Genomic DNA, 25689 nt, shown 5'->3' on the forward strand with positions numbered 1-25689 from the left:
GAAAAGGGGGATGTCGGGGAAGGAAACCGTGTTAGCGCCTGGCCATTTGCACGGCGATGGCAATTGAGCTGGTGGCGATCATCACCAGAAAACCGCCCACGGCGATCATTGAAGCGAAACCAAACTGATTAAACAGCAGCAGCCCCGCGATACCGCCCGTCAGGAATGAGAGGATGGTGATCAGATGGGTAATAAACTGTTTGCGCTGAACGTTGACCTCTTTTGACGGGTCGCGCCTGAACAGGGTTGCCAGCAAAGAACCCAGCGCAATACCGGCATCCGTCAGCGTGCCGGTAATATGCGTGGAGCGCACGCGGCCGTTTGAAAGCTGCGTGGAAGTGGCGTTATGGATCCCCATTAAAAAGCCGAGAAACACCAGCACCTCGCGATTATTGGCCGAGGAGTAAAACAGCAGTTCGAACGCCGACATCATCATGAGCAATACCCCTTCGGTTAGCAGGATAAGGCTGAAGATGGTGCGGATATTGTTTCTGATACCGACGATCACCATCATGCGGGCGGTGACGCAGCCGATCACAAAAGCGGTAATGATGGCGAGGAGAAAGGTCAGGTCACGGATATCCACGCGGGAGATTTCCGTGGAGAGCTGAGAGGTGTTACCGGACATATGCGAAGGAAAGACGCCGAATGCCCCGAGCGCCATCGCGTTCAGTAGCCCGGCGCTGGTGGCCAGCACCAGCGCCAGATAGCGGTCTTCAGTGTGTCGGCGTTCGCGCTTGCGCTTGATCATCATGTTTAACATTGTCGCCCCTTATGTTGCCTGCTGGCGCTTCAGTTGGACTGATGGCCTGTTTTTCTCAAAATGTTTTATCGCAATGTTTAACGCAATGTAGCGCATTGGCGTTGAATGTGTGCGCACGATAAACCGACTGGCTGATATTCCAGACAGGTCCGATGCTTATTCTGTGGTTTCCTTTATTTAGTTCAATTTTCGTCAATAAAAATCCGGCAGTTTGGCCGGGGTTTCTATTCTTAACCCTGCACTCATGCACAGGGCAACCGAATGTGCGCGGGGACACATCTGGCGTAAACGCCGGTTAATTTCCTGCTGATTTTTCCCGTCTGCACCGCAGGTTTTTTGTTCATGTGCCGATAATAATGGGGGAAGGAATTCACATTGTCAGGGGGAGGCCGAATGATCATAAGCATTACGGTGAATGAACTGCAAACGGGGATGTATTTGTACAAGCTGGATGTGTTCTGGCTAAAGCACCCGCTGGTACGCAATGAGATGCTGTTGTCTGATGCTGACCATATCTCTGCTATTCAGCAAAGCGATGTTCGTGAGGTGTGGATCGACCTGTCCCGTGGGCGCGGCCCTGAGGTGAAAACCCCTGAAGTGGTCTCGTTGCCGGAACCGGGCGAAGAGGTTCCCGCCGTTTACCAACCGCAGCCTGTTGCCGAAGATGCGCCGGTGAGCATGCAGAGTGAAATGGCACAGGCACAAAAAATCTGTCTGGCCGCTAAAGGTTCGGTGATGGCAATGTTCAGCGATGCGCGGTTGGGCAAAACCATTAATGCAGAGAGCACCGTTCCGCTGGTGAATGATATCGCCGGATCGCTTAACCGCCATCCAGCGGCCTTACTCAGTGTGGTGCGTCTGAAATCCCATGACGACTATACCTACCTTCACTCCGTGGCAGTCTGTGCACTGATGTTGTCGCTGGCATCACAGCTGGAACTGGACACCGAACAGGCAAAACGCGCCGGGATGGCGGGGCTGCTGCATGACGTTGGCAAAGCAGCGATACCGCTGGCAATCCTCAACAAGCCCGGCAAGCTGACGGACGAAGAGTTCGAGACGATGAAATACCATCCGGTAGCGGGGGCGGAGATCCTGCGCCTGAGCGGAGCCGAGGAAGATTTGCAGGATGTCGCATTGCATCATCACGAGAAAATGAATGGCAGTGGCTATCCGCACGGGCTGCGCGCTAATGGCATCAGCCTGTTATCACGTATGGCGGCCATCTGTGATGTCTATGATGCTGTCACCTCTGAGCGTCCTTATAAAGCAGGCTGGAATCCGGCCAGCGCCATGCACCAGATGGCCAGCTGGCCAGGGCACTTCGACCGCAAGCTGCTGTACGCCTTTGTTAAAGCCGTGGGCATCTACCCCGTTGGTTCCCTGGTGCGGCTGTCGTCCGGGCGTCTCGGCGTGGTGATCGAACCCGGAGAGCACTCGCTGCTGCAACCTAAAGTCTGCGTTTTTTTCTCACTGAACAGCGGAAAACGACTCACGCCGCACATCATTGATCTGGCCAGTCTGCGCTGTGCAGACAACATCGTGGGGCCAGAAGAGGTGAACCGCTGGCCGGAGTTAGATGTGAATTCTCTGTGGCAGCAGCCAGTTAGATCCTGATTTCTGGCGGTATCTGGAAACCCCGCTATACTTTTAGCTGATGTTGTCTGCACTGAGGGCCGACGCATGAGATTTTCTGCCCTCGACCACGTCTGACGACAGGTCCCGTTTACCCCTTACGTCAGGCACGCTGTCCCCCTCATTGTCAGCAGCATCTTCTGAAACCATCACTCAGGAGGAATGTGTGACAACGCAAACAGATTTCGTTCCCCCATTACAGGCAAATACCCGTTACGCCTTTTTCTTTGATGTGGACGGCACCCTGGCCGCGATTAAGCCGCGTCCCGATGAGGTCTCGATTCCGGCGCAGGTGCTGGACGATCTCAAACGGCTGGCACAGCGTTGCGAGGGGGCCGTGGCACTGATCTCCGGTCGTCCGATCGATCAACTGGATGCGCTGGCATCTCCGCTGGTATTGCCGATGGCGGGTGTACATGGTGCGGAAAGGCGCGACAGCGAAGGGCGTATTACGCGCATCGCTCTTGACCCCGCCACCGTCAGTACGCTCAGTCACGAACTGACTTCGGCGCTGGCCGCTCTGCCCGGTACTTCACTGGAAAATAAAGGCATGGCGTTTGCGCTGCACTATCGTCAGGCACCAGAGCATCAGCAGGCGGTGGAACAGCTGGCGGCGGCGTTGGTTGCGCGGTTCCCCGAACTGGTGCAGCAACCCGGCAAGTGCGTGGTGGAGCTGAAACCCCAGGGCGTGAACAAAGGTGCCGCGATTGATGATTTTATGCAGCAGCCTCCGTTTGCCGGGCGTGTCCCGGTGTTTCTCGGAGATGATTTGACCGATGAGGCAGGGTTTACCACGGTCAATGCCCTGGACGGCATATCCATTAAAGTCGGTGCCGGCCCCAGCAGCGCGCGGGGGCATCTTAGCGATGTTGCTGCCGTTTATGTCTGGCTGGAACAGGCACGATTAAAACTAGATGAAGACGTTTTAACGTCAGAAAGGAGTTAAGGTTATGAGTCGCTTAGTTGTTGTATCTAACCGTATTGCTATCCCGGATGGCAGTAAGGCCAGTGCAGGGGGGCTCACCGTCGGGATTGTCGATGCGCTGAAAACCACAGGGGGCGTCTGGTACGGCTGGAATGGAGAGATTAATGAAATTGGGGAGGATGACGACGAGCTGAACATGCTTGAGCAGGATGGCATCACTTACGCCTCGTTTGGTCTGAACCAGAACGATTATGACCTTTATTACCTCCAGTTCTCGAACGCCGTGCTGTGGCCTGCCTTCCATTACCGCCTGGATCTGGTGAATTTCCAGCGCGAAGCCTGGGATGGCTATCGTCGTGTCAATACCCAGCTGGCGGAGCGCCTGAAGCCGTTATTAAAAGAAGACGATGTGCTGTGGATCCATGATTACCATCTGCTGCCGTTTGCCGCGGAACTGCGCAAGCTGGGCGTGAATAACCGTATTGGCTTCTTCCTGCATATCCCGTTCCCGACGCCGGAAATCTTCAATGCGCTGCCACCGCACGCCGATCTGCTGGAGATGATGTGCGATTACGATCTGCTGGGCTTCCAGACAGAAAGTGACCGCATCGCGTTTCTGGAGTGTGTGTCGTTACAGACCTCACTCGCGACGGAAGGGAAGCAGCATCGGGCGTTCGGTAATCGCTTCGCCACCGAGGTCTATCCGATAGGGATCGAGCCAGACAGTATCAAAGAGATGGCTGAAGGCCCGTTACCGCCGAAAATGGTGGCGATGAAAAAAGATCTGGGTGATGCGCAGAACATCATTGCCTGTGAGCGGCTCGACTACTCGAAGGGATTGCCGGAGCGTTTTCTTGCTTATGAGGCGCTGCTGGAAAATTACCCGCAACATCATGGGAAAATCCGCTACTCACAGATTGCACCGACCTCACGGGGTGATGTGCAGGCTTATCAGGACATACGCCACCAACTGGAAACGGAAGCAGGGCGCATCAATGGTAAGTACGGCACGCTGGGCTGGACGCCTCTCTACTATCTGAACCAGCATTTTGACCGCCGGCTGCTGATGAAGATATTCCGGCTGACGGATATCGGCCTGGTGACACCGCTGCGTGACGGGATGAACCTGGTGGCGAAAGAGTATGTGGCGGCGCAGGACCCGGACGATCCTGGCGTGCTGGTACTGTCGCGTTTCGCCGGGGCCGCCAATGAGCTGACGTCGGCCCTGATCGTGAATCCTTACGATCGTGACGAAGTCGCTGCTGCACTGCACCAGGCAATGACCATGTCGCGCACGGAGCGTATATCGCGTTACAACGACATGATGACCGTACTGCGCCAAAATGACATCACCCACTGGCGAGAAACGTATCTGAAGGATCTGCGGGCGTTGCCGCAGGAAGGGCGGGTGCAGGAAAAGGAGAGTAACGTGGCTGCCTTTCCTAAACTTGCCTGATCAGACGGTCCAGCCTAAATAAGAATTGTTCGTAACAGGGGGCAGTGCCCCCTGATGTTTCTGCTCTCCGCTTAACCTTTTCTGATCACCACATCGCTATTTATGCGGTTAATTGTGGAAAAAACACCCATTCGGCTCACAGAAAGTAAAATAAATCTACTTTTCACTAAAGAAATTCGACCGTTTGTCGATACTCATAGGGTAATTCCTAAAACTACACCAAAACATTCACATCGCTTATGTAATGCTTATTTACATCTACTGTCACAGGCTGAACATAAGGCCCAGGCTGCTTACAAAGCGTTATCACTTCCTGTCAAAACCTTGCGCTATGTCACATTTTTGACTTCATGTAGCGATCAAATATTCACCGTAAGTAACTAACGATACTCACCTGTCTTGTAGTGTTATTTAGCATTAAATTCTTTTTGTTTTGGTTATTTAGGTTTTAAATTCCAGATAGTGCCGCTTCGCCTCACCCGCCTCGCTTTAATATACCAGGTCGTTCGCTTTTGGACTGGTAATGGTTACTCACTGTATAGAATTTACAAAAAATGACCGAAATGGTTAGTTAGTGAGCTAATCAACAGCATTGCTGATGGTTTTTTGGGAAGTATTTGCCTTAAAAGTGTGACCTGCGTCACACTTTATCTAAAATTCGGCTGGCTTCTCGTTGTATCCCACGAATAGAGGGGATAGAGTTGCCTTGTTTTCGGAATAGTCTTAAAAGAATGTAACAAGAAGTCACGGACGGAGTCAGGGAAGAGAGGGCTCAGGAAAGGCCACTGGCAAAATGAGTTCATGATTATTTCCTGGCTTGGTTTCCCGAAAAACAAGACAGCTTATTTATACGTTTGGCGTTTGCCACTAAATTTTTTGCCATCTTTAGATTTACCAACCAGCAACCATGGTAGCGGCTTAAGCCGCACACGTTAAAAGTAGTGTCAGTCAGGATGGAAAAAAATGGGTACATCAGAATTACTCAAACATATTTACGACATCAATTTGTCATACTTATTGCTCGCACAACGTTTAATTAACCAGGAAAAAGCTTCTGCAATGTTCCGTCTGGGTATCGATGAGCCAATGGCCGATGCTCTTGCAGGTTTAACATTGCCTGAAATGGTCAAGCTGGCCGAAACCAATCAATTGGTGTGTCAGTTCCGTTTCAACGACCACAAGTCAATTAGCCGTCTCACTCAGGAATCTCGCGTGGACGACTTACAACAGATCCATACCGGTATCTTGTTATCCAGTCGTTTATTACGTGATGTCTCGAAAGATGATGAGACACCGAAAAAGAGGGCGGCGAGCTAATGGGTGAGAAAAGTATTGTTCAGGAAGCGCGCGATATTCAGCTGGCGATGGAACTCATCACCCTGGGCGCACGCTTACAAATGTTAGAAAGCGAAACGCAGCTGAGTCGCGGTCGCTTAATTAAACTGTATAAAGAGTTACGCGGAAGCCCACCACCAAAAGGCATGCTGCCGTTCTCTACTGACTGGTTCATGACCTGGGAGCAGAATATTCATGCTTCCATGTTTTGTAATGCCTGGCAGTTCATGGTTAAAAGCGGATTGTGTACTGGCGTAGAAGCGGTGATCAAAGCTTACCGTCTCTACCTGGAACAGTGCCCGCAACAGGACGAGGGCCCGCTGTTGGCGCTGACACGCGCCTGGACCCTGGTCCGGTTTGTTGAAAGCGGCATGCTGGAATTAACCGGTTGCAAATGCTGCGGCGGAAGCTTTATTAACCATGCGCATCAGCCCGTGGGTAGCTTCACTTGCAGCCTGTGCCAACCGCCATCTCGTGCCGTAAAAAGACGTAAACTTATCGTAGAAACTGCCGATAACAATTCACAACTGCTGGATGAACAGGTTAAACAAGCCGTTTAATAGTGTTCGCCACGTGGAGTGAATCCAGCAGCGGTCTTTGACCGCTGCTTTTTTTTTGCCCCACGCCTGGTGTTCCCCCTGATTATTCTGGCTCCCTTCCACCCACACGTTTGCAGCGTAAGGATTATTTGTGCTGATTATATTGGGTTACATCCTTGTCCTCGGGTCGGTGTTAGGCGGCTTCGCAATGGTCGGCGGCCATCTTGGCGCGTTATACCAACCCTCAGAGGTGCTGATTATTGCCGGTTCCGGTATCGGTGCATTTATCGTTGGTAACAACGGTAAGGCGATCAAAGCGACGTTGAAGTCGCTACCGATGCTGATGCGTGGCGCGAAATACAATAAAGCTGTTTATATGGATTTGATGGCTCTGCTGTATCGCCTGATGGCCAAGTCACGCCAGCAGGGGATGCTGTCGCTGGAGCGCGATATCGAAAATCCGCAGGAAAGTGAGATTTTTGCTAATTACCCGCGAATTATTGCCGATAAAAGATTAGTGGACTTCATTACCGACTATTTACGCCTGATGGTCAGCGGCAATATGAATGCCTTTGAGATTGAAGCGTTGATGGACGAAGAGATTGAAACCTACGAACACGAGTGTGATGTCCCGGCAACCGCACTGGCGACAATGGGTGACTCACTTCCGGCATTTGGTATCGTTGCAGCGGTTATGGGGGTTATTCATACCCTGGCTTCTGCGGACCGACCGGCAGCGGAATTGGGTGCGCTGATTGCCAATGCGATGGTGGGAACCTTCCTCGGGATTTTGTTAGCGTACGGTTTTATCTCACCGCTGGCGGGTGTATTACGCCAGAAGTGTGCAGAGAACACCAAGATGATGCAGTGCATTAAAGTCACGCTGCTTTCCAGCCTCAATGGTTATGCTCCGCAGATTGCGGTGGAGTTTGGTCGTAAGACGTTGTACTCAACCGACCGACCGTCGTTTACCGAGCTGGAAGAGCATGTGCGTAATGCCAAATCCACTAAGCAGACTTCGGATCAAGACGCATGAAGCATAACAATCACCCCATTGTGCTGGTAAAGCGGAAAAAGTCGAATAAGCATGCCGGCTCGCACGGTTCATGGAAAATCGCCTACGCCGACTTTATGACGGCAATGATGGCCTTTTTTATGGTGATGTGGCTGATTTCAATCTCAAGTCCTCAACAATTGATTCAGATTGCCGATTACTTTAAGACGCCGCTAAAAGTGGCATTAACCGGCGGGCAGCGCAGCAGCGATAGCACAAGCCCAATCCCTGGCGGTGGCCAGGACCCGACGGAAAAGATCGGTGAAGTTCATAAAGTCGTGGATATGGATGCACAGAAACGCAAGCTGGAAGAGATTCGTCTTAACCGCCTGCGTGAAAAGCTGGACCAGCTGATCGAAGCTGACCCGCGACTGCGTGCTCTGCGTCCGCACCTGATTATTAACATGGTGGAAGAGGGGCTGCGTATTCAGATTATCGACAGCCAGAACCGCCCGATGTTTAAAACCGGGAGTGCGGAAGTGGAACCTTACATGCGCGATATATTGCGCGCCATTGCACCGATTCTGAATGACATTCCGAATCGGATCAGCCTGGCGGGCCATACCGATGATTTCCAGTATGCCGGGGGCGACCGCGGCTACAGTAACTGGGAACTCTCTGCCGACCGCGCCAATGCTTCACGGCGCGAGCTGGTTCTGGGAGGACTGGACGGTGGCAAGATGCTGCGCGTGGTGGGCATGTCTGACACCATGAAACTGAAGAATCGCGGCGGAAACGATTCGGTCAACCGACGTATCAGTCTGCTGGTGTTAAATCATGACACTGAAAAACAGATTGAGCGTGAAAATGCCGAAAGTGATTCGGTACAGATTACCGAGGCAAGTAGCCTCAAACAGATAGCGGCGCCGGAAGTTCCTTCCACTGCCACAAAAAACCAAGACCCTCAACACCCACAGGCTGAGCCTGTCAGTACCCAGGCGCCGGTAACTTCGTTACCTGCTGCTCCGGCACCGACGACCCAGACCGATCGCGACTCACAGCCGAGGTGATACCGTGAGCATGGATATCAGCGACTTTTACCAGACGTTCTTTGATGAAGCCGACGAATTGTTGGCGGACATGGAACAACACCTGTTGGGTCTTGACCCGCAGGAACCAGATTCGGAACAGCTTAATGCTATCTTCCGGGCGGCCCATTCGATTAAAGGCGGGGCGGGTACTTTTGGTTTCACTGTGTTACAGGAAACCACGCATATTCTGGAAAATATTCTCGACGGTGCGCGCCGCGGCGAAATGCAGCTCAGTACCGATATCATCAACCTGTTTTTGGAAACCAAAGATATTATGCAGGAACAGCTAGATGCGTATAAAACCGCCTCGGAACCCGATGCCGCGACGTTTGCATACATTTGTCAGGCCTTACGTCAGCTCGCGCTGGAAGCCAAAGGCGAAGCTCCGGTTACCGAAAACGCTGCTGTTGCAGCGGGTGGCGCGGCAACCGTTGCGGCCAGCGGTCTGCGCATTAAACTGACCGGGTTGAAGACGAACGAAGCCGATCTGATGCTGGAAGAGCTGGGTAACCTGGGCACGGTTTCTGGTGCGGTCAAAGGTGATGATTCACTGGAAGCCACACTCGACTCCTCTGTCGGTAAAGACGATATCGTTGCCGTGTTGTGCTTCGTCATTGATGAATCGCAGATCCACTTCCCGCAGGCTGATGTGGTGGATATCGCCAGCGTCATGGCTGAAGCCCCAGTGGTTGAGGCCGAAGCGGAAGCTGACGTAGCCGCAGAGCCTGAGCTGGCCACCGTCAGCGACATTGTGCAGCTTAAGCGTGAACCGGCGAAGAAAGTCGCCAATCCAAAAGTTAACGAATCCACCAGCATCCGTGTGGCGGTTGAGAAGGTCGATCAGCTGATCAACCTGGTCGGCGAACTGGTGATTACCCAGTCAATGCTGGCCCAGCGCTCCGGTGAACTTGACCCGGTCAACCACGGTGAGCTGCTTAACAGCATGGGCCAGCTGGAACGCAACGCCCGCGACTTGCAAGAGTCGGTGATGTCGATTCGTATGATGCCAATGGAATACGTCTTTAGCCGCTTCCCGCGCCTGGTGCGTGACCTGGCCAGCAAGCTGGGTAAAGAAGTTGAACTGACCCTGATGGGCAGCTCGACCGAACTGGATAAGAGCCTGATCGAACGTATCATCGACCCGTTAACGCACCTGGTGCGTAACAGCCTCGACCACGGTATCGAAACGCCGGATAAACGCCAGGCGGCAGGCAAACATGCGATCGGTAACCTGACGCTGTCTGCGGAACATCAGGGCGGCAACATCTGCATCGAAGTAACCGATGATGGTGCTGGCCTGAACCGTGAACGTATTCTGGCGAAAGCCTTGTCCTCTGGCCTGCCGGTCAGCGAATCCATGAGCGATGAAGATGTCGGCATGCTGATCTTCGCCCCGGGCTTCTCGACTGCTGAGCAGGTGACGGATGTTTCCGGCCGTGGCGTCGGAATGGACGTGGTAAAACGTAACATCCAGGAAATGGGTGGCCACGTTGAAATTTCGTCTAAACAGGGCAAGGGCACAACGATCCGTATCCTGCTGCCGCTGACGCTGGCTATCCTTGATGGCATGTCAGTGCGCGTGGCGAATGAAGTGTTTATCCTGCCGCTGAATGCGGTCATGGAATCACTGCAACCGCTGGCAGACGACCTGAAAGCGCTGGCAGGCGGTGAACGCGTGCTGGAAGTGCGTGGTGAGTACCTGCCACTGGTTGAGCTGTGGAACGTCTTTGAGGTCCAGGGGGCTAAAACCGAAGCCACGCAGGGGATTGTTGTCATCCTGCAAAGCGCCGGAAAACGCTATGCGCTGCTGGTTGATCAGCTGATTGGTCAGCATCAGGTGGTGGTGAAAAACCTGGAAAGTAACTATCGCAAAGTGCCGGGCATCTCTGCTGCCACCATCCTTGGCGATGGCAGTGTAGCGCTGATCGTCGATGTCTCAGCACTGCAGTCTCTGAACCGTGAAAAGCGTGTGGCGGGAGCCGCAGCCTGACAATAACTGATTAAGGGTAGCATTATGACTGGAATGGCCACTGTCACTAAACTCGCTGGCGAAACCGTGGGTCAGGAGTTCCTGGTGTTTACACTGGGTGACGAAGAGTACGGTATTGATATCCTGAAAGTTCAGGAAATCCGTGGGTACGATCAGGTAACACGCATCGCCAACACCCCGGCGTTTATTAAAGGTGTAACTAACCTGCGTGGCGTCATTGTTCCGATTATCGATTTGCGCATTAAGTTTGCGCAACCCGATGTCGAGTACAACGACAATACCGTGGTGATTGTTTTGAATCTGGAACAACGCGTGGTGGGTATCGTTGTTGACGGCGTGTCTGACGTGTTGTCCCTGACGCAGGATCAGATCCGTCCTTCCCCGGAATTCGCCGTTACCATGTCGACAGAGTATCTGACCGGTCTGGGGGCACTGGGTGACCGTATGCTGATTCTGGTCGACATCGAGAAGCTGTTAAGCAGCGAAGAGATGGCACTGATGGATACACTGCGTAGCGCGTAATATTCTGCGTTTTCGTAGGTTAAAAAAGAGGCGGATCGGTGATTCGCCTCTTTTAGTTACTAAACTCCTTGCAACATAAAGATCCCCGTTTGCTAACCGATACCTCAATTGTTATTCCATTTATTTTACCAAGGGTTCACTTATGTTCACGCGTATTAAAGTCGTCACCAGCCTGATTCTGGTGCTGTTTATCTTCGGCATATTACAACTGGCGGCGGGCGGCTTGTTTATCAATGCGCTCACCCATGACAAAAACAGTTTCGCCGTGTCGAAAACAGCGAATGATAACGTCTCGCTGTTTACCGATGCGTGGGTCACGCTAAACCAGACGCGTATCACGCTGAACCGTGGGATGCTGCGTATTCAGAGCGAAGCAGCTAACAGCGGCAGCAGTGCGTCGTTAGGCACGCTCAGTACCCAGGCAAAAGAGCAGCTGATTGCTGCCAGTAAGTCGTTTGATGCCTATAAGGCCATACCGGAAACTCCGGGCCTTGACGTTCAGGTAACCGAACGTCTTGAGCAGCGTTATGGCGAGTACGTCAATGCGTTGGTAGCGATGACACAACAGATGGAAAACAAACAGCTGGATGCGATGTTCAAACAGAATATCGAACAGAAGCAGGTTGCCATGCAGGGGGTGTATACCGAATGGCGTAATTTGCAGAATCAGCTGAGTGCGCAGGGTGCCGAGCAGAACCAGAAAGCCTATGAAAATATGCTGTGGACCATCGCCGCCGTGATGGCGCTGGTGATCGCACTGATTGTGCTGTGCTGGTTTGGTCTGCGTACCATTCTGATCCGTCCGTTGCAGGCAACCATCGCCCACATCCGCAGTATCGCATCGGGTGATCTGACGCAGAAAATTGAGGCAGAAGGCCGCAATGAGATGGCCCAGCTGGCGTCCAGTCTGCATGATATGCAGCAGTCGCTGGTGAAAACCGTCAGCGTGGTGCGCGATGGTTCAGATGCGATCTACACCGGTGCCAGCGAAATTGCCGCTGGTAACAATGACCTCTCATCCCGTACCGAGCAGCAGGCTTCTGCGTTGCAGGAAACGGCGGCCAGCATGGAGCAGTTAACCTCCACGGTGAAGCAGAATGCCGAAAACGCCCGTCAGGCGTCTCAGCTGGCACTCAGCGCGTCAGAAACCGCGCAGAAGGGTGGCAAAGTGGTGGATGGCGTGGTGAAAACCATGAACGACATCGCCGGTAGTTCGAAGAAGATTGCCGACATTATCAGCGTGATTGACGGCATTGCCTTCCAGACTAACATCCTGGCACTGAACGCAGCGGTGGAAGCGGCGCGTGCGGGTGAGCAGGGTCGTGGTTTTGCGGTGGTGGCAGGGGAAGTGCGTAACCTGGCCCAGCGCAGTGCGCAGGCAGCGAAAGAAATTAAAGGGCTGATTGAAGATTCTGTCTCCCGTGTGGACAGCGGTTCTGCGCTGGTCGGTACAGCCGGGGAAACGATGACGGATATCGTCAATGCGGTGAGCCGTGTAACGGACATTATGGGTGAGATTGCCTCAGCCAGTGATGAGCAGAGTCGCGGTATTGATCAGGTGGGTACGGCGGTGAATGAGATGGATCGCGTAACGCAGCAGAATGCGGCGCTGGTGGAAGAGTCTGCAACGGCTGCGGCATCACTGGAAGATCAGGCCAGCCGCCTGACGCAGGCCGTTGCAGTGTTCCGTATTACCCGTCAGGGCAGTGTGGTTGCAGCACCTCTGAAGCGCCCGGTATTGAAGGGCACGCCAGCCCGTAAGGTGCCCGCCGTTGCTGCGCCTGTGTCTGATTCAAATTGGGAAACGTTCTAACCACTACATTTCTCCCGTAGCGGGTCGATCATCTTTTTCGATCGACCCGTAATACAAGTCCCCATCGTGTTAATGGTTTACATCTGCAACGATAACAAAACGTTTCATAGTGATTAATTCCTCGCCAACCACATGACTGACTGGTTTTTTGACGCTTTTGCGACATAAAGATCTGAATGTTCCCGCCGATAACAGCTGCGTCAACTGGCTAATAAGGAACATTATGTTTAAGCGTATGAAGGTCGTCACCAGCCTGATTTTGGTTCTGGTGTTTTTTGGTTCATTGCAGTTAATCACTGGCGGTTTGTTCTTCCAGGCTCTCAAAGGCGATAAAGACAACTTCGCCGTCTCCCAACAGCTTCGTTTGCAACAGTCTGCACTCAACCAGTCCTGGATCGCTCTGATTCAAACGCGTAATACCCTCAACCGTTCGGGCATTCGCTATACGCTGGATGCGAACCGCGAAGGTATCAGCGATGCTGTCAAGAAGCTGCTGGCCGATGCTCAGGGGCAGTTGACCTCCGCTGAAGAAAACTACGCGCTGTGGAATTCCCGCCTGTCAGAAGAAGGGAAAACAGCCGAGAACGTGCAGGCCATTCAGCAGAACTATCAGATTCTGCATGGTGCACTGAGCGAACTTATCCAGTTTATGAATGCGGGGAAAATTAACGAATTCTTTGACCAGCCAACCCAGGGTTACCAGGATGGCTTTGCTCATGCCTATTACGAATGGCTGGCGAAAAATGATGCACAGGCTGCGGCCGGGGCAGATGAAAACCTGCGCTCATACGGCCAGGCTATCTGGATCCTCGGCAGTGTGCTGCTAATCTCACTGCTGGTGATTTTCGGCGTCTGGAGCGGTATTCGTCATATTCTGTTGCGTCCGCTACAGACCAGCATTGACCATATTCGTCGTATCGCCAGTGGTGATTTAACACATCCGATTGCGGTGGAAGGGCGTAACGAAATGGCGCAGCTGGCATCCAGCCTGCAACATATGCAGGAGGAGCTGGTGAAAACCGTCAGTGTGGTACGTGACGGGTCGGATGCTATCTATACCGGGGCCAGCGAAATCGCTGCCGGTAACAATGACCTCTCATCGCGTACCGAGCAGCAGGCTTCAGCTTTGCAGGAAACGGCGGCCAGCATGGAGCAGTTAACCTCCACGGTGAAGCAGAATGCCGAAAACGCCCGTCAGGCGTCTCAGCTGGCACTCAGCGCGTCAGAAACCGCGCAGAAGGGTGGCAAAGTGGTGGATGGCGTGGTGAAAACCATGAACGACATCGCCGGTAGTTCGAAGAAGATTGCCGACATTATCAGCGTGATTGACGGCATTGCCTTCCAGACCAACATCCTGGCACTGAACGCAGCGGTGGAAGCGGCGCGTGCGGGTGAGCAGGGTCGTGGTTTTGCGGTGGTGGCAGGGGAAGTGCGTAACCTGGCCCAGCGCAGTGCGCAGGCAGCGAAAGAAATTAAAGGGCTGATTGAGGACTCTGTGTCCCGCGTGGATACCGGCTCTGTGCTGGTAGAAAGCGCCGGGGAAACCATGAATGATATCGTCAGCGCGGTGACCCGCGTGACCGATATCATGGGTGAGATCGCCTCCGCCAGCGATGAGCAGAGCCGGGGTATTGACCAGGTCGGCGCCGCCGTGAACGAAATGGATCGCGTCACCCAGCAGAACGCCGCGCTGGTGGAGCAGTCCGCATCGGCCGCTGCATCACTGGAAGATCAGGCCAGTCGCCTGACGCAAGCGGTGGCGGTGTTCCGCATCAGTCGTCAGAGCAGCGCGCCATCCGTTATGCTGAAGCGCCCGACACTGACCGCTTCACCAAAACAGCCTAAGCTGGCTGCACCTGCTTCCAGTGACAGTCACTGGGAAACCTTCTGATAATCTGATCACCCTGAACAGCAGGTCGGGCATGTCCGACGGATTACCGCTGTTAACACGGGTCGGGCATGCCCGACCCCTACAAAATGTCGTCCCGTGTTGATGGTGTGCATTGCATGTCGTCGGTGCGACCATTTTCTCCGCTCACCTTGTGATGGTCGACCGAAACGGATGGTCGACCACTACGGGTCAGGTATTCACATTCCGTAGGGGACGACCATTTTTTCCGGTCGTCCCGTGTTATCTGGCTCCTCACCAGGACAAACCTTTCCCGTTTATCTGCATTCGCCGATAAAGATCCCCGCGTAATTGCCGATAAATCTCTCAGCAGTAGCTATCCAACTGGGGAACGGTATGTTTAAACGTATGAAAGTAGTGACCAGCCTGGTGTTGGTCTTGGTAATTTTTGGTTCATTGCAGTTGATTTCCGGTGGCTTATTTTTCCAGTCTCTGAAAGGGGATAAAGAAAACTTCAGCCTGACACAGCAGATTCGCCGGGAACAGGCAAATCTCACCTCTGCATGGATAGCACTGGTACAGACCCGCAATACACTCAACCGTGCAGCAACGCGCTATTTGCTGGACGATAAAGGCCAGGGGTCGGGTTCAACCGTCGCTGACCTTGTCACGCTGGCTAAAACGCAGCTGGCGACCGCAGAACAGCAGTTCAATGAATATAACAGAGAACTGCCAGCGGATGTTCTCAGCCTGCCGCACGTGCAGGGTGTGAACGAGAACTATAAGATCCTGCACGGTGCGTTAACCGAGCTGATCCAGATGCTGACCAGCGGAGACTTTAAAGGTTTCGTTGACCAGCCAACCACCGGTTTCCAGAACGGTTTCGAAAAAGCCTATGACGTCTGGTTAGCCAACACCGACTCCCTGCTTGCAGCGGGTTCCGCACAGAATGAGAGTGCCTATCAGCGTGCTATCTGGGTGTTGCTGGCTATTCTGATCATCTCTCTGGTGATCATCGCCACGGTCTGGACGGGTATCCACAAGATTTTGTTACGTCCGTTAAACTCCAGCATCGACCATATTCGTCATATTGCCAGCGGCGATCTGACGCAGAACATCGATGTGGAAGGGCGTAATGAAATGTCACAGCTGGCAATCAGCCTTCAGCATATGCAGCAGGAACTGATCAAAACCGTTAGCGATGTGCGTGACGGCTCTGATGCCATCTATACCGGGGCCAGCGAAATTGCGGCAGGGAATAACGATCTCTCCTCGCGTACCGAAGAGCAGGCTTCCGCGTTGCAGGAAACGGCGGCCAGTATGGAGCAGTTGACTTCAACGGTGAAACAGAACGCCGAGAACGCCCGTCAGGCCTCTCAGCTGGCACTCAGCGCCTCAGAAACTGCGCAGAAGGGCGGCAAAGTGGTGGATGGCGTGGTGAAAACCATGAACGACATCGCCGGCAGTTCGAAGAAAATTGCCGACATTATCAGCGTGATTGACGGTATTGCCTTCCAGACCAACATCCTGGCCCTGAACGCAGCGGTGGAAGCGGCGCGTGCGGGTGAGCAGGGGCGTGGTTTTGCGGTGGTGGCAGGGGAAGTGCGTAACCTGGCCCAGCGCAGTGCGCAGGCAGCCAAAGAAATTAAAGGGCTGATTGAGGACTCCGTAGCACGCGTCGATACCGGCTCAGTGCTGGTAGAGAGCGCCGGGGAAACCATGAATGATATCGTCAGCGCGGTGACCCGCGTGACCGATATCATGGGTGAGATTGCCTCCGCCAGCGACGAGCAGAGCCGTGGCATTGACCAGGTTGGCACCGCCGTGAACGAGATGGATCGTGTCACCCAGCAGAACGCCGCACTGGTAGAACAGTCCGCGTCGGCCGCTGCATCGCTCGAAGATCAGGCAAGTCGTCTGACTCAGGCCGTTGCTGTGTTCCGAATTCGTAAAGAAAATGTCATCTCGGCCGTTAATAACAACAGGGGCAAGGTTTCTCCTCTGCTGACACCCCCGGCAGCAACGCGTAAAGCGCTGCCGCCGGGTAACTCAGATGATAACTGGGAAACGTTTTAAACCGTCTTAAAGCAAGTCATGTGATAAAGGGCCAGCCCGTTTTAACGGGCGGCCCGATAAAAAAGACGTTTTTTTGTTGCCTGTATCAGGTGGCATTACCGGGGAGTGCGCAATGTTAAGTCGTTTACGTATATCTGGCACGATTATCGCCCTGCTCGGTCTTTTCTGTCTGATGCAGATTATTGCCAGTGGGTTGTCTTTCAACTCGTTTCGTCTGGATGCGAACAATATTCATCAGGTAGAGATTAGCGGTGACCAGCGTGATGCGCTGGGTGAAAGCTGGGCAGCACTGCTCAGTACCCGCGTGACATTGAGCCGTGCGGGAACCCGCGCAGCACTTAATCTGCCCCGCGATCAGGTGGTGAGCTTGATGGCCAAAGCGCAAAGCGACCTCGATCAGGCCGACAAAGCGTTTAAAACATTTAAAGCCATTCCGGCCGTTACACCGGAAGGTGAGGCGTTAGAAAAAGGGATTGCTGACACCTATGACGCCTATTACAGCGAACTGGCGCAGCTGATCGCTTACCTGCAAAACAATCAATTGCAGGCGTTTCTTGATTCACCTACCCAGGGTAAACAGGACAAATTCCAGGTGCAGTACAGTCTCTGGATGAAACATATTGATACATTGCGTGACCATGTAGGGGCCGCCAGTAAAGGCTTCTACTCGCAGTCGAAGGTGATTTTCGTCGTCGCGGTCTCGCTGTCACTGCTGGTGACACTGGCCGGTCTGTGGTGGGCGAAGCAGGCACTGATTGCACCCCTGGCCCGTATGCGTAGCCATTTTGAACGTATCGCTTCCGGTGACCTGAACGGAAAAGTGGAATCAGGCGGCAGCAATGAGCTGGGGCAGCTGTTTACCAGCCTCCAGCATATGCAGCAGGCGCTGGCCTCTACTGTGCGTGATGTGCGCGACGGCAGCCGTGCCATGCAGACCGGTATTCAGGAAATTGCGGCCGGAAACAACGACCTGTCAGCACGTACTGAACAGCAGGCGGCATCACTGGCGCAGACGGCGGCCAGTATGGAGCAGCTGACGGCGACGGTAGCGGCTAACGCAGATAACGCGCGTCAGGCATCGGACCTGGCACGTGAAGCCTCAGGCACTGCCCATAAAGGTGGCTCGCTGACGGGCAATGTAGTTACGACGATGAACGCCATTGCGGGCAGCTCGAAGAAAATTGCTGATATCACCAGCGTGATTGATGGTATCGCTTTCCAGACCAACATTCTTGCCCTCAACGCTGCGGTAGAAGCCGCCCGCGCCGGGGAACAGGGACGCGGTTTTGCCGTGGTGGCGGGTGAAGTTCGTAGCCTTGCCCAGCGCAGTGCGCAGGCCGCTAAAGAGATTAAATCACTGATTGAAGAGTCGGTAAGCCGGGTCGATCAGGGGGCTAAGCAGGTGGCCTCTGCCGGGGAAACGATGGATGAAATTGTCCAGTCAGTGAACCGGGTGAACGGCATTATGGGCGAAATCGCCGCTGCCAGCGATGAGCAGCGACGCGGTATTGAACAGGTTGCGCTGGCTGTCAGCCAGATGGACCAGGTGACCCAGCAGAACGCCGCACTGGTCGAAGAGGGCGCCGCAGCGACGGGCGCACTGGAAGCACAAGCAGAATATTTGACGGCCGCAGTCAGCCGTTTCGCACTGGATGAGCGTACAGAGTAAAGAGCGGTCCTCAGGCCTTCAGGCTGGCGGGAACGAGACACCCATAATATCTTTATCCGCGCTTTGCAGGATGGCTATATGAAGAAATCAACGTTGTCAGCTCCACCGGAAAACGCAACGCTGCTGTCGCAGATGGTACAGCGCCTGCCGTTATCCGATACGCATTTTAAGCGTATCAGTCAGCTTATTTATCAGCGAGCTGGCATTGTTCTCGCCGATCATAAGCGGGAAATGGTCTACAACCGCCTGGTGCGCAGGCTGCGCACGCTGAATATTGACGATTTTGGTCGTTATATGGCGTTGCTGGAAAATGACCCTAACAGCGCTGAATGGCAGGCGTTTGTGAATGCCCTGACCACTAACCTGACGGCCTTTTTCCGCGAAGCGCATCATTTCCCGATTCTGGCAGAGCATGCGAAACGCCGTACAGGCAATTACAGCGTCTGGTGTGCGGCCGCGTCGACAGGAGAAGAGCCTTACTCTATCGCCATGACGCTGGCTGAAACGCTGGGCACCGGTCCGGGTAAATTCCAGATCCACGCCACTGACATCGATACTCAGGTGCTGGAAAAGGCGCTGGCGGGTGTTTACCGTCAGGAAGAGCTGCGTACGCTCTCGCCTCAGCAGCTGCAACGCTATTTCCTGCGTGGCACTGGTCCTCATGAGGGCATGGTGCGTGCGCGCCCGGAGTTGGCCAATATGGTCACCTTTGCTCAGCTTAATTTGCTGGCCAATGACTGGGCGCTACCGGGACAGTTTGATGTGATTTTTTGCCGTAATGTGATGATCTATTTCGATAAAGAAACGCAGGAAAAGATCTTACGACGTTTTGTTCCGTTACTGAAACCTGGCGGCTTGCTGTTTGCCGGTCACTCAGAGAACTTCAGCCAGATTAGTAAAGAGTTTTATCTGCGTGGCCAGACGGTCTATGGACTGACTAAGGAAAAATAATGAGTAAAATCAGAGTTTTATGTGTTGATGATTCGGCGTTAATGCGCCAGTTGATGACCGAGATTATCAACAGTCATTCCGATATGGAGATGGTGGCTTCGGCGCCGGACCCGTTGGTGGCACGGGATTTGATTAAGCAATTTAACCCGGATGTGCTGACGCTGGATGTAGAAATGCCGCGTATGGACGGCCTGGATTTTCTGGAAAAGCTGATGCGTCTGCGCCCGATGCCGGTCGTGATGGTTTCCTCACTGACCGGGAAAGGCTCTGAAATTACGCTGCGGGCGCTGGAACTGGGTGCTGTCGATTTTGTGACCAAACCGTCGTTGGGTATTCGCGAAGGGATGCTGGCCTACAGCCAGATGATTGCCGACAAGGTACGCGCGGCTTCCCGTGCCCGTCTGCATACGCGTGGGCCGCAGCCTGCCCCGGTGATGCTGAAAGCCGGGCCATTGCTGAGCAGCGAAAAGCTGATTGCCATTGGGGCCTCTACCGGGGGAACCGAAGCGATTCGTCACGTGTTGCAACCGTTGCCCGCGACCAGCCCGGCTCTGTTGATTACGCAGCATATGCCACCGGGATTCACCAAATCCTTTGCCGAACGTCTGAACAAGCTATGCCAGATTACGGTGAAAGAAGCGGAAGACGGTGAGCGCATCCTGCCCGGACATGCTTACATCGCGCCGGGAGCGATGCATATGGAACTGACGCGCAGTGGCGCAAACTATCAGGTCAAACTGAATGATGGACCGCCGGTTAATCGTCACAAACCGTCGGTTGATGTGTTGTTTAACTCAGTGGCGCAGTTTGCCGGTCGTAACGCTGTTGGCGTGATCCTGACCGGTATGGGTAATGATGGTGCTGCCGGGTTACTGGCGATGAATAAAGCCGGTGCCTGGACCATTGCCCAGAATGAAGCGAGCTGTGTCGTATTTGGCATGCCACGAGAGGCAATTGCCCTCGGGGGAGCCAGTGAGGTGGTGGATCTTCACCAAATCAGTCAGCATATGCTGGCAAAAATTAGCGCCGGACAGGCGTTGCGTATCTAACGCGGTCCTCGCGGGCTACACATTACGGGAGTAGGTATGGTAGATAAAAATATGCGGTTTCTGGTGGTCGACGACTTCAACACGATGCGTCGTATCGTCCGTAACCTGCTGAAAGAGTTGGGCTTCAATAACGTTGAAGAGGCAGAGGATGGTGTGGACGCGCTGAACAAGCTGCGTGCAGGCGGTTTCGACTTCGTGGTGTCTGACTGGAACATGCCGAATATGGATGGTCTGCAACTGTTGCAAACCATCCGTGCAGACGGTGCGCTGAGTAAGTTACCGGTATTGATGGTGACGGCAGAAGCGAAGAAAGAGAACATCATTGCGGCTGCGCAGGCGGGTGCCAGCGGCTATGTGGTTAAACCATTCACAGCGGCTACCCTCGAAGAGAAGTTAGGTAAGATCTTCGAAAAACTGGGTATGTAAGGAGCTGAGATGAACACTATTCCGAAACCAAATGTTGATGCTGCTTCGGCACAGGACATTATCTCTAAAATTGGTTCACTGACGCGTATGTTGCGCGACAGTTTGCGTGAGTTAGGTCTTGATCAGGCCATCGCAGAAGCGGCAGAGGCGATCCCAGATGCCCGCGATCGCCTTGATTATGTGATTCAAATGACCGGCCAGGCGGCAGAACGTGCATTAAACTGCGTCGAGGCTGCACAGCCTCGTCAGACAGTGATGGAGAAAGGGGCGAAAGCTCTGAAAGTTCGCTGGGACGAATGGTTCGAGAACCCTATCGAGCTGTCAGATGCCCGCTCTCTGGTTTCGGATACTCGTGGTTATCTCGACGAGGTGCCGGAACATACTGGTTTCACTAATGCCCAGTTGATGGAAATCATGATGGCTCAGGATTTCCAGGACCTCACCGGGCAGGTGATTAAACGTATGATGGATGTGATCCAGGAAATTGAGCGTCAGCTGTTGTCGGTCCTGATGGAAAACATTCCAGACCAGAGCATGCGTGTTAAGAAAGATGCTGACAGCCTGTTGAACGGCCCGCAGATTAATGCGGCGGCCCCCAATGTGGTGGCAAGCCAGGATCAGGTTGACGATCTGTTGGACAGCCTCGGCTTCTGATAACAGGGGCAGAGCCTTTCTGCCCCTGCCTTCAAACGGTGTCCCGCCATCCTGTGCGGGCACTGTATTTTGCCCATTCCGTAAATAACCCCCTATTTACACGTTTACTCGTGGCATTACCCCTGCGCGAATTTGGCATTCTACCCTCAGTCATTCCGCACTGAAGGTTTGCTACCGTGTCTCAGGATAGCGATGAGGAAAAAACAGAGTCCCCCACGGCCCATCGACTTGAAAAAGCACGAGAAGAAGGGCAAATCCCGCGTTCGCGCGAACTGACGTCTATTTTGATGCTGGTGACCGGCCTGAGTATTTTATGGGCGGGTGGAGAATGGATGGGACGCAAGCTGGGCGCCCTTGTCGCCGATGGGCTGGTTTTCAATCACTCCGTGGTCAGTGACACCAGCCAGATGCTACGTCAGATAAGCGATCTGTTGATGCAGGCGGTCATGGCTATTTTGCCCATGATGTTTGGTCTGGTGGTGATGGCGATTGCGGCACCGATGTTGCTGGGTGGCCTGGTCATCAGCGGCAAAGCCATTAAGTTTGACGTCGGCAAAATGAACCCGATTAAAGGGCTGGGAAAGATGATTTCGGCCCAGTCAGCGGCTGAACTGTTGAAAGCCGTGCTGAAAGCTGTGCTGGTTGTCACGGTCGCCGGGTTGTATATCTGGCACCACTGGGCTGAGATGCTGCATCTGATCAGCGAATCACCGGTGACAGCACTGTCCGGTTCACTCAACATGATTGCCATGTGCAGCATCCTCATCGTGTTGGGGTTGTCGCCGATGGTGGGGTTTGACGTCTTCTTCCAGCTCTACAGCTATTTTAAAAATTTACGCATGTCGCGTCAGGATATTACCGACGAACATAAACAGCAGGAGGGTGACCCGCATGTGAAAGGGCGCATCCGCCAGCAAATGCGCGCCGCCGCACGCCGCCGCATGATGTCTGATGTTCCGAAGGCTGACGTGATTGTCACCAACCCGACCCACTATGCGGTCGCGTTGCAGTACGACGAGAAAAAAATGAGTGCACCGAAAGTGCTGGCAAAAGGCGCAGGGGAGATTGCCCTGCGTATTCGTGAACTGGGGAAAGAGCACCGTATCCCGATTCTCGAAGCGCCACCGCTGGCACGTGCGCTCTATCGCCACAGTGAAATTGGTCAGCATATTCCCGGGACATTGTACGCAGCGGTTGCTGAAGTGCTGGCCTGGGTCTGGCAACTCCGCCGCTGGAAAGTGGAAGGGGGGCTGATCCCGAAGAGACCTGTTAAATTGCCGGTGCCGGACGCGCTGGACTTTGCTGGAGAACAAAAATCTGATGGCTAATCTGGCCGCTAAACTGCGCTTACCGGGCAACTTGAAAGATACCCAGTGGAAAGTCCTTGCCGGACCGATACTGATCTTGCTGATCCTGTCGATGATGGTGCTGCCGTTACCACCGTTTATCCTCGATCTGTTGTTTACCTTTAACATTGCCCTGTCGATTATGGTGCTGCTGGTGGCGATGTTCACCCAGCGCACGCTGGACTTCGCTGCTTTCCCGACCATTCTGCTGTTCTCTACGTTATTACGCCTGGCCCTGAACGTGGCCTCTACGCGTGTTATTTTGATGGACGGTCATACGGGTGCTGCGGCTGCGGGCCAGGTCGTCGAAGCCTTTGGTCACTTCCTCGTTGGCGGTAACTTCGCCATCGGTATCGTGGTGTTTGTCATCCTCGTGATTATCAACTTTATGGTTATCACCAAAGGTGCCGGACGTATTGCGGAAGTGGGCGCGCGTTTTGTCCTCGACGGGATGCCGGGTAAACAGATGGCGATCGATGCCGACCTGAATGCCGGGCTGATTGGCGAAGAGGAAGCGAAAAAGCGCCGTTCTGACGTGACGCAGGAAGCCGACTTCTACGGTTCAATGGACGGTGCCAGTAAGTTTGTTCGTGGTGATGCCGTTGCCGGTATCATGATCATGATTATCAACGTGATCGGCGGCCTGCTGGTGGGGATACTCCAGCACGGTATGGATGCCGGTCATGCGGCGGAAACCTACACGCTGCTGACCATCGGTGACGGTCTGGTTGCTCAGATCCCGGCGCTGGTTATCTCTACCGCAGCCGGTGTTATCGTGACCCGCGTCGGTACCGATCAGGACGTCGGCGAGCAGATGGTCAGCCAGCTGTTTAACAACCCGCGCGTGATGATGCTGAGTGCGGGCGTTCTCGGCCTGCTGGGCCTGGTGCCGGGCATGCCAAACCTGGTGTTCCTGCTGTTTACGGCTGCGCTGCTGGGCCTGGCCTGGTGGATACGCGGTAAAGAGATGGCGCCGAAAAGTGCTGCTGCACCGCAGATGTCGATGACCAAGCAGCCAGAAAGTGCCGCCAGCGTGGAAGCGACCTGGGGCGATGTGCAGCTGGAAGATTCACTGGGGATGGAAGTGGGCTATCGTCTGATCCCGATGGTGGACAGCGCACAGGACGGCGAGCTGCTTGGACGTATCCGCAGTATCCGTAAGAAATTCGCCCAGGAGATGGGCTTCCTGCCGCCGGTGGTGCATATCCGCGACAACATGGATCTGACCCCGGCGCGCTACCGTATTCTGATGAAAGGGGTGGAGATCGGCAGCGGTGATGCTTATCCTGGCCGCTGGATGGCGATTAACCCTGGCACGGCGGCGGGTTCGCTGCCGGGTGAAGTGACCGTTGACCCGGCCTTTGGGCTGGAAGCCATCTGGATTGACAGTGCGCTGAAAGAGCAGGCTCAGATCCAGGGCTTTACCGTGGTGGAAGCCAGTACCGTGGTCGCCACCCACCTTAACCATCTGATAGGTCAGTACGCCAGTGAGCTGTTTGGTCGTCAGGAAGCGCAGCAGTTACTGGATCGCGTAACCCAGGAGATGCCGAAGCTGACCGAGGACCTGATCCCAGGCGTGATTACCCTGACCACGCTGCATAAAGTGTTGCAGAACCTGCTGGCTGAGCGTGTTTCTATCCGTGATATGCGGACGATTATTGAAACCCTGGCGGAACATGCGGCGGTGCAGACTGACCCGCAGGAGCTGACCTCGGTGGTGCGTGTGGCGTTAGGCCGTGCCATCACTCAGCAGTGGTTCCCGGGCAATGGCGAAGTGCAGGTGATCGGGCTGGATACCACGCTGGAACGTCTGCTGTTGCAGGCATTGCAGGGCGGTGGTGGCCTGGAGCCGGGTCTGGCTGACCGTCTGCTGGCGCAGGCGCAAACGGCATTGCAGCATCAGGAAGGCTTGGGTGCGCCGCCAGTGCTGCTGGTGAACCATCCGCTGCGCGCACTGCTGGCGCGCTTCCTGCGTCGCTCACTGCCGCAGCTGATGGTGATTTCCAATATGGAACTGACGGATAACCGCAATATTCGTATGACGTCAACTATCGGGGGTCATTAATGAAAGCGATGCTGTGGTTGCTGCTGACGTTACCGGGCCTGTCTGTCGCGGCGGATGGGGGCTGGCATGCCAGCGCCAGCGGCCCGTCGCTCTCTAATCGCGGTGTGCAGGCGTCATCACGCCCGCTCAATCCGCCCGAAGCGGTGGTCGGTGTGATGAATTCAGTGGCGTGGCGTTATACGCTGACGGCGCCCGCACCCGACGGGTTGCAGGTGCGTCTGTGCTCGGAAAATCGCTGTGTGCCGATCGAAGGGGGCAGCGGCAGCACTCAGGGTCTGACCAATGTGCCCGCAGGGGAGACGTTACGCTTTATTTATCAGGTTGAAGGTAAAGGGCGGGTGTTTCCGGTGCTGCATGTGCTGAGTAATGAAGTGATGGTGAACTACCAGTAAAGATTAACCCGTGGTGATAACCTTCAGCACGGGTCGATCGAAAAAGATGATCGACCCCTGAGGGATCCCCACAAAAATGAATGGCTGGCCGTCCGGCTTACCTCAATCTGGCCCCATCCCCGTAGGACCTTTGCTCGCTGTGAATGTTA

21 protein-coding genes are annotated in these 25689 nt (G+C 54.2%); 20 read left to right on the forward strand and 1 reads right to left on the reverse strand.

Annotated features, from left to right (window positions below; genetic code table 11):
• Positions 1-31: 31 nt before the first annotated feature.
• Positions 32-763 (reverse strand): YoaK family protein, encoded by a 732-nt coding sequence (locus ACFL9S_RS21985; RefSeq protein ID WP_405263993.1) that lies wholly within the window; start codon positions 761-763, stop codon positions 32-34.
• Between the two features lie 393 nt (positions 764-1156).
• Between ACFL9S_RS21985 and ACFL9S_RS21990 the strand changes: the two genes are divergently transcribed.
• From ACFL9S_RS21990 to ACFL9S_RS22085, 20 genes are all read left to right on the forward strand, one after another.
• Positions 1157-2380, forward strand: coding sequence for an HD-GYP domain-containing protein (locus ACFL9S_RS21990; RefSeq protein ID WP_405263994.1), 1224 nt, complete (start codon positions 1157-1159; stop codon positions 2378-2380).
• A gap of 184 nt (positions 2381-2564) precedes the next feature.
• Complete coding sequence (gene otsB / locus ACFL9S_RS21995) at positions 2565-3344, forward strand: trehalose-phosphatase (RefSeq protein ID WP_405263995.1); 780 nt, start codon at positions 2565-2567, stop codon at positions 3342-3344.
• A 4-nt stretch (positions 3345-3348) separates the two neighbouring features.
• Complete coding sequence (gene otsA, locus ACFL9S_RS22000) at positions 3349-4779, forward strand: alpha,alpha-trehalose-phosphate synthase (RefSeq protein ID WP_405263996.1); 1431 nt, start codon at positions 3349-3351, stop codon at positions 4777-4779.
• 963 nt (positions 4780-5742) lie between these two features.
• Entirely contained in the window at positions 5743-6096 is a 354-nt protein-coding gene (gene flhD, locus ACFL9S_RS22005; RefSeq protein WP_154750944.1) for a flagellar transcriptional regulator FlhD, read from the forward strand.
• Complete coding sequence (gene flhC / locus ACFL9S_RS22010) at positions 6096-6674, forward strand: flagellar transcriptional regulator FlhC (RefSeq protein WP_405263997.1); 579 nt, start codon at positions 6096-6098, stop codon at positions 6672-6674. Before flhD ends, flhC begins: the two co-directional genes overlap by 1 nt.
• Positions 6675-6804: 130 nt before the next feature.
• Entirely contained in the window at positions 6805-7689 is an 885-nt protein-coding gene (gene motA, locus ACFL9S_RS22015; protein ID WP_405263998.1) for a flagellar motor stator protein MotA, read from the forward strand.
• On the forward strand, positions 7686-8717 hold the full coding sequence (motB, locus tag ACFL9S_RS22020; RefSeq protein WP_405263999.1) for a flagellar motor protein MotB: 1032 nt from the start codon (positions 7686-7688) through the stop codon (positions 8715-8717). Before motA ends, motB begins: the two co-directional genes overlap by 4 nt.
• 10 nt (positions 8718-8727) lie before the next feature.
• Positions 8728-10728, forward strand: coding sequence for a chemotaxis protein CheA (gene cheA, locus ACFL9S_RS22025; protein WP_405264013.1), 2001 nt, complete (start codon positions 8728-8730; stop codon positions 10726-10728).
• Between the two features lie 24 nt (positions 10729-10752).
• Positions 10753-11250, forward strand: coding sequence for a chemotaxis protein CheW (cheW, locus tag ACFL9S_RS22030; protein ID WP_405264000.1), 498 nt, complete (start codon positions 10753-10755; stop codon positions 11248-11250).
• 142 nt (positions 11251-11392) lie between these two features.
• Entirely contained in the window at positions 11393-13063 is a 1671-nt protein-coding gene (locus tag ACFL9S_RS22035; RefSeq protein ID WP_405264001.1) for a methyl-accepting chemotaxis protein, read from the forward strand.
• 223 nt (positions 13064-13286) lie between these two features.
• Positions 13287-14954, forward strand: a complete 1668-nt coding sequence (locus ACFL9S_RS22040) for a methyl-accepting chemotaxis protein (protein WP_405264002.1) — start codon at positions 13287-13289, stop codon at positions 14952-14954.
• A gap of 354 nt (positions 14955-15308) precedes the next feature.
• A complete protein-coding gene (locus ACFL9S_RS22045) occupies positions 15309-16988 on the forward strand; it encodes a methyl-accepting chemotaxis protein (RefSeq protein ID WP_405264004.1) in 1680 nt (559 codons plus the stop codon).
• A 112-nt stretch (positions 16989-17100) separates the two neighbouring features.
• Positions 17101-18657: a methyl-accepting chemotaxis protein gene (locus tag ACFL9S_RS22050; protein ID WP_405264005.1), complete on the forward strand. Its 1557-nt coding sequence runs from the start codon at positions 17101-17103 to the stop codon at positions 18655-18657.
• Between the two features lie 78 nt (positions 18658-18735).
• A complete protein-coding gene (gene cheR, locus ACFL9S_RS22055; RefSeq protein ID WP_405264006.1) occupies positions 18736-19608 on the forward strand; it encodes a protein-glutamate O-methyltransferase CheR in 873 nt (290 codons plus the stop codon).
• On the forward strand, positions 19608-20657 hold the full coding sequence (locus tag ACFL9S_RS22060) for a chemotaxis response regulator protein-glutamate methylesterase (RefSeq protein ID WP_062746328.1): 1050 nt from the start codon (positions 19608-19610) through the stop codon (positions 20655-20657). Before cheR ends, ACFL9S_RS22060 begins: the two co-directional genes overlap by 1 nt.
• 36 nt (positions 20658-20693) lie before the next feature.
• Entirely contained in the window at positions 20694-21083 is a 390-nt protein-coding gene (gene cheY, locus ACFL9S_RS22065) for a chemotaxis response regulator CheY (protein ID WP_133841764.1), read from the forward strand.
• A 9-nt stretch (positions 21084-21092) separates the two neighbouring features.
• A complete protein-coding gene (gene cheZ / locus ACFL9S_RS22070) occupies positions 21093-21737 on the forward strand; it encodes a protein phosphatase CheZ (RefSeq protein ID WP_405264007.1) in 645 nt (214 codons plus the stop codon).
• A 176-nt stretch (positions 21738-21913) separates the two neighbouring features.
• Positions 21914-23065, forward strand: a complete 1152-nt coding sequence (flhB, locus tag ACFL9S_RS22075; RefSeq protein WP_405264008.1) for a flagellar biosynthesis protein FlhB — start codon at positions 21914-21916, stop codon at positions 23063-23065.
• Positions 23058-25148, forward strand: coding sequence for a flagellar biosynthesis protein FlhA (gene flhA / locus ACFL9S_RS22080; RefSeq protein ID WP_405264009.1), 2091 nt, complete (start codon positions 23058-23060; stop codon positions 25146-25148). The genes flhB and flhA overlap by 8 nt, the downstream gene beginning before the upstream one ends.
• Complete coding sequence (locus ACFL9S_RS22085) at positions 25148-25540, forward strand: flagellar protein FlhE (protein WP_405264010.1); 393 nt, start codon at positions 25148-25150, stop codon at positions 25538-25540. The genes flhA and ACFL9S_RS22085 overlap by 1 nt, the downstream gene beginning before the upstream one ends.
• Positions 25541-25689 lie beyond the last annotated feature (149 nt).

It is taken from the genome of Erwinia sp. AnSW2-5 (assembly GCF_045107195.1).
GTDB lineage: Bacteria > Pseudomonadota > Gammaproteobacteria > Enterobacterales > Enterobacteriaceae > Erwinia.

What these genes read in the sequence shown, in the direction of transcription:
- ACFL9S_RS21985 (WP_405263993.1), bottom strand. Translation starts at nt 763, where the DNA reads ATGTTAAACATGATGATCAAGCGCAAGCGCGAACGCCGACACACTGAA.
- ACFL9S_RS21990 (WP_405263994.1), top strand. Translation starts at nt 1,157, where the DNA reads ATGATCATAAGCATTACGGTGAATGAACTGCAAACGGGGATGTATTTG.
- otsA (WP_405263996.1), top strand. Translation starts at nt 3,349, where the DNA reads ATGAGTCGCTTAGTTGTTGTATCTAACCGTATTGCTATCCCGGATGGC.
- flhD (WP_154750944.1), top strand. Translation starts at nt 5,743, where the DNA reads ATGGGTACATCAGAATTACTCAAACATATTTACGACATCAATTTGTCA.
- flhC (WP_405263997.1), top strand. Translation starts at nt 6,096, where the DNA reads ATGGGTGAGAAAAGTATTGTTCAGGAAGCGCGCGATATTCAGCTGGCG.
- motB (WP_405263999.1), top strand. Translation starts at nt 7,686, where the DNA reads ATGAAGCATAACAATCACCCCATTGTGCTGGTAAAGCGGAAAAAGTCG.
- cheA (WP_405264013.1), top strand. Translation starts at nt 8,728, where the DNA reads ATGGATATCAGCGACTTTTACCAGACGTTCTTTGATGAAGCCGACGAA.
- cheW (WP_405264000.1), top strand. Translation starts at nt 10,753, where the DNA reads ATGACTGGAATGGCCACTGTCACTAAACTCGCTGGCGAAACCGTGGGT.
- ACFL9S_RS22035 (WP_405264001.1), top strand. Translation starts at nt 11,393, where the DNA reads ATGTTCACGCGTATTAAAGTCGTCACCAGCCTGATTCTGGTGCTGTTT.
- ACFL9S_RS22040 (WP_405264002.1), top strand. Translation starts at nt 13,287, where the DNA reads ATGTTTAAGCGTATGAAGGTCGTCACCAGCCTGATTTTGGTTCTGGTG.
- ACFL9S_RS22045 (WP_405264004.1), top strand. Translation starts at nt 15,309, where the DNA reads ATGTTTAAACGTATGAAAGTAGTGACCAGCCTGGTGTTGGTCTTGGTA.
- ACFL9S_RS22050 (WP_405264005.1), top strand. Translation starts at nt 17,101, where the DNA reads ATGTTAAGTCGTTTACGTATATCTGGCACGATTATCGCCCTGCTCGGT.
- cheR (WP_405264006.1), top strand. Translation starts at nt 18,736, where the DNA reads ATGAAGAAATCAACGTTGTCAGCTCCACCGGAAAACGCAACGCTGCTG.
- ACFL9S_RS22060 (WP_062746328.1), top strand. Translation starts at nt 19,608, where the DNA reads ATGAGTAAAATCAGAGTTTTATGTGTTGATGATTCGGCGTTAATGCGC.
- cheY (WP_133841764.1), top strand. Translation starts at nt 20,694, where the DNA reads ATGGTAGATAAAAATATGCGGTTTCTGGTGGTCGACGACTTCAACACG.
- cheZ (WP_405264007.1), top strand. Translation starts at nt 21,093, where the DNA reads ATGAACACTATTCCGAAACCAAATGTTGATGCTGCTTCGGCACAGGAC.
- flhA (WP_405264009.1), top strand. Translation starts at nt 23,058, where the DNA reads ATGGCTAATCTGGCCGCTAAACTGCGCTTACCGGGCAACTTGAAAGAT.
- ACFL9S_RS22085 (WP_405264010.1), top strand. Translation starts at nt 25,148, where the DNA reads ATGAAAGCGATGCTGTGGTTGCTGCTGACGTTACCGGGCCTGTCTGTC.